General features: G+C 74.4%; 3 protein-coding genes. All 3 read right to left on the bottom strand.

Features of this window, described 5'->3' with window-relative positions:
• Nucleotides 1-72 precede the first annotated feature (72 nt).
• The gene (locus tag ACYVE9_RS18535) at nucleotides 73-906 is read right to left on the bottom strand and encodes a hypothetical protein (protein ID WP_461029001.1); all 834 of its coding nucleotides are present in this window, start codon (nucleotides 904-906) and stop codon (nucleotides 73-75) included.
• Nucleotides 907-931: 25 nt separating this feature from the next.
• A complete protein-coding gene (locus ACYVE9_RS18530; protein WP_461029000.1) occupies nucleotides 932-2,083 on the bottom strand; it encodes a hypothetical protein in 1,152 nt (383 codons plus the stop codon).
• Nucleotides 2,084-2,228: 145 nt separating this feature from the next.
• The coding region (locus ACYVE9_RS18525) for a WD40 repeat domain-containing protein (RefSeq protein WP_461028999.1) at nucleotides 2,229-3,831 on the bottom strand (1,603 nt) is incomplete at its 5' end.

The following is a 3,831-nucleotide window of genomic DNA, read 5'->3' as shown; positions in this document are numbered from 1 at the left end:
CCAGGTCCGTGAGGGGCCGGGCCGGAGCGAGGCCCTCCCGAACCGGGCAGCGGCGCCGGGCCTGACGCGGGGTCAGGGGCGGGGCCGGGTGCGGGCGACGCGTTCGACCTCGTCGAGGTCCTCGGCGGTGACGAGGCGCCGCTGTGCCGTGCGCCTGGCGACGGCGAACCGGGCGTTGAACAGCTTGCCGTCACGTACCGCCGTGTAGGGGTCGAGCGACTCACCGAAGGCGATCTTCGAGATCTTCTTGATCACCTCGTCGACGCGCCGGGGATCGGCCAGGTTCCACGCCTCACCGCCACGCCAGTGGCACACCCGCCGGTGGATCTCCTGGTACGTCGGAACGCGCTGTTCGTCGTCGGCGCCGGCCAGCAGCGGCTCGGCCAGTGCCAGGGCGACGTACCAGGCCTTGGAGTACCGGCTCAGCGTCTGCGGCGCCTCCGCGGTGACCGCGACGCCCGGCCCGTGCGCATCGGCGGCCTCACGCACCACGGTCGGCTCGCCCGGCTGCGGGGCGCCGGACACCACGAGGGTGAGCGTCAGATCGGTCGTCTGCCCACCGGACCGGCGGCCGGTGAAGACGACCAGTTCGTTCTTCCCGTCGTCCAGCACCGTGGACATGCCGCGGACGAGAGTCACCCGGCGCGCGCCGCCCGGAGCGTCGAAGAGGCTCGACAGCATCGCCTCGTTGGCGCCGCGCCAGGTGATCCGCGCCCCGTGGTCCTCGACCACCAGGTCGGCGAGCACCCGGGACACGTGGGGCGCGCAACCGGGGATCGCGACGGCGTACCGGCCGGGACGCCGTCCACCGGCACCGCCGTGGGGCGCGCGGCCGAACACCAGCCGCTCGCCGGGGGACATCGCGACCGGATGGAGTTCCGGCGAGCGCACCGTGACCCGCAGCATCCTGCTTCCTCGTTTCCTCTCGGTCTCACGCGTCGTCGTCCCGGTGACCGGCGTCCGTCAGGAGGCCGCGCCCTATGGCGAGCGGCTCCTCCTTCTCCGTCTCGACGGTCAGCGTGACGCCATGGGGATTGTCCGTCCCGGGGAACCGGTCCTCGCCGCCGAAGACCAGAGTGCCGCGGGTGAAGTCGGCGGGGACCTCGAACGCCAGCCACCGGTAGCCCGTGTGGTCGGAGTGGGCACCGGCCGTGCGGACGGCGCCGTCCGGGAGCCTGAGCGACATCCACTGCGGAGGCAGGCCGCGCACCTTGCCGGTCCGGGTCATGCTGCCTGTCAGGAAGAGAAAGGCGCTGTCCCTCGCGGCGTGCTCGTCCTGCCGGTGGAGGTGACGGTAGGACAGCCGCGCCGAGGTCAGGCGGTAGCGTGCCGTCCTTCTGAGCGTGACCGCGGTGGCGGACGAGCTGAGCCGGTACCTCAGCGTTCCCGTCCGCAGCATCGGCCCGCTGGTGACGTGCTCGCGCCCCAGCACCTCCGGGTTGCCGTCGCCGGCTGCTCCCGTGGTGAGGGAGACCGTCTGGCTGAGGCCGGGCTCGCCGAGTACGAGCTGCGCGGTGCCGGCGGCTTCCGGGACCGACACCAGCAGCACGAGCCGCTCGCCGTCGGCGAGCGTCCCGGCGTCCCGCAGGGGGCGTTCGTCCGCCCCGATGCGCACCCGCAGCGTGGTGTTGCGGCTGCGGGCGCCGACCCGCTCGCCGTCCGTCCCGGTCAGCGCCAGGGTGTACAGGCGGTGGCCGTCCGCCGGGCCGTACACGGTGCCGTCCCGGTCGAAGTGGTCCACCTCGCTGTGCCCGGTGACCTTGACGCCGAAGTCCCAGCCCCTCATCACGGTGGCCCTGCGCGCAACGGGCACGTCGATGCCGTACCGCCTCTCCGCCGTGCCGGGGGAGAGGGCGTGCAGCAGGTCGGCCGCAGCCGGGGTGCCGAACCTGGCCGGGGCGTCGCACCGGGCGAACGCGCCGATGTCGGGGGCGGCGGTGAGCAGCGCCGCGACCACGCCGAACACGCTCTGCTGCCATGGCCGCTGCCGCCTTCGCCGCCGGGCGCCGGTGCCGTCCGGCGGCGGGGGAGCCGTCACGGGACCGCCGCCGTTCGTCGGCGGAGGCTGATCGCATCCGGTCATGTGCCTCTCCGTTCCGTCCGTCTGTCTGTCCGTCCGTCCGTCCGGAAAGACAATGCCGGTCAGCGGGGGCCCGGGGGCAGCGGAACGTTCCGGTGCCGCGGGCGGGGGCGTGCCCGCGGACGGCTGACGGATCACCCTCCGGGGCTCAGCCGCAGCCCAACGCGTCGGCTTTCGCGCTCGCTTCGGCATCGGGGATGCTGCGACAGAGGCGTTCGACGGCGCCGTCGGTGTCCAGGCGCCACAGCGCCACGGAGGCGTCGGTGCCGCCACGAGCGAGCGCTTTGCCGTCGGGCGAGAAGGCAAGGGCGTTGACCTCGAAGCCCCCTCCCGAGGTGAGTCGGGCCTTCAGGGCGCCGTCGGCCAGGTCCCACAGCCACACGGCCGCGTCGTCGGTGGTCGCGGTCGCCAGCGAGGTGCCGTCCGGCGAGAGCGCCAACGCCCGTACAGCAGAAGGGTGTTGGCCGAACGTGCGGCGCAGCTTCCCGGTCACGGCGTCGCGGACCTCGATGGTGCCGGCCACCGACGCGGTGACGACACTCTGGCCGTCCGGCGTGTAGACGGCGTCGGTCACGTCGTCGTCGAGGTCCGTGACGGCGGGGGACGCGTCGAGGTCCGCGGTGCGCCAGGTCGACAGGACGACCGGTTCGCCGCCCTTCCCGTCGCCGCCCCGGGCGGTGCCGAGCGTGGTGCCGCTGCTCACCGCGAGAAGCCGCGCGCCGTCCGGGCTGAACGCGAGGGCCGACGCCGGACCGGTGTCGAGTTCGAGCGTGGCCAGACTTTCGCCTTTCGCCAGGTCCCAGACGTGGAGCCGCCCACCGTCCTTCGCGTCGGCATCACCGTCCCCGTCCCTGTCGCCCTCGCCCTCGCCGTCCTGTCCGTCCGCGGCACCGCTGCTCGCCGCGGCCAGCAGCGAGCCGTCGGCCGAGAGTGCGAGGTCGCCGCGCAGGCGACGGCCGTCCAGGGACAGGGTCGTCGACTTGCCCTGGGGCGGGCTGATCGTGATGGTGCCGTCCAGAGCGCCGGTCACCCGCGTGCCGTCCGGGGCGTAGGCGACCGAGAGGCCCGCCGCGGTCAGTTTCAGGGGCGCCGCGCTGCGGCGGCCGGTCCTCCAGGTCCAGGTGTGCAGTTCACCCTCGCCGTCCACGGCCGCCGCGTGCTCGCCGTCCGGAGCGAAAGCGACGTCGAGGACCGAGCCGCGCGGCGCGTCGTACCAGGGCGCGTTCCGCCGCCACCGGGTGACACCGCCACCCGCACGGGCGGCCACCACGGTGCCCGAGTCGCTCGACGTCGCGAGCGCGAGGACTGCCTGACCCCCTGCGGTGCCTCTCGGTTTGCCCTTCGGGTACTCGCCGAGCCGCTTGCGGTCGACCGGGTCCCAGACCACCACGTCCGCTCCGGTGGCGGTCAGCATCCGGGTGCCGTCGCCGGAGAACGTCAGCGTCCTCGGCCCCGCCGCGGGATCCGCCGCGCCCCGGGTCCGGTCCTCGACCGTGCCGGCGGCCTTCCCCGTGACCGGATCACGCAGCCGGATCAACGGATCGGCCGGGCTCGCCGAGGCGAGCAGCTTGCCGTCGCCGGAGAAGGCCACCACCGCGCCCGGAGTCGAGGTGTCACCCGGCGGCAGGTCGTCCCGGTGCGCCGCGCTGCGGTGCACCCGTTCACCCTCGGCCGGGTCCCACAGGTCGACACCGCCGTCCGCCCGGCCGACGGCGAGCCGGTCACCGCCGCGGCCGTACGCGACGTCGTAC

The sequence above is a fragment of the Streptomyces sparsus genome (genome assembly GCF_054776295.1).
This window is presented reverse-complemented; position numbering and strand designations above follow the sequence as displayed.

Excerpts from the sequence above, each read along its gene's own strand:
- ACYVE9_RS18530 (WP_461029000.1), bottom strand. The coding sequence starts at position 2,083 with ATGACCGGATGCGATCAGCCTCCGCCGACGAACGGCGGCGGTCCCGTG.
- ACYVE9_RS18535 (WP_461029001.1), bottom strand. The coding sequence starts at position 906 with ATGCTGCGGGTCACGGTGCGCTCGCCGGAACTCCATCCGGTCGCGATG.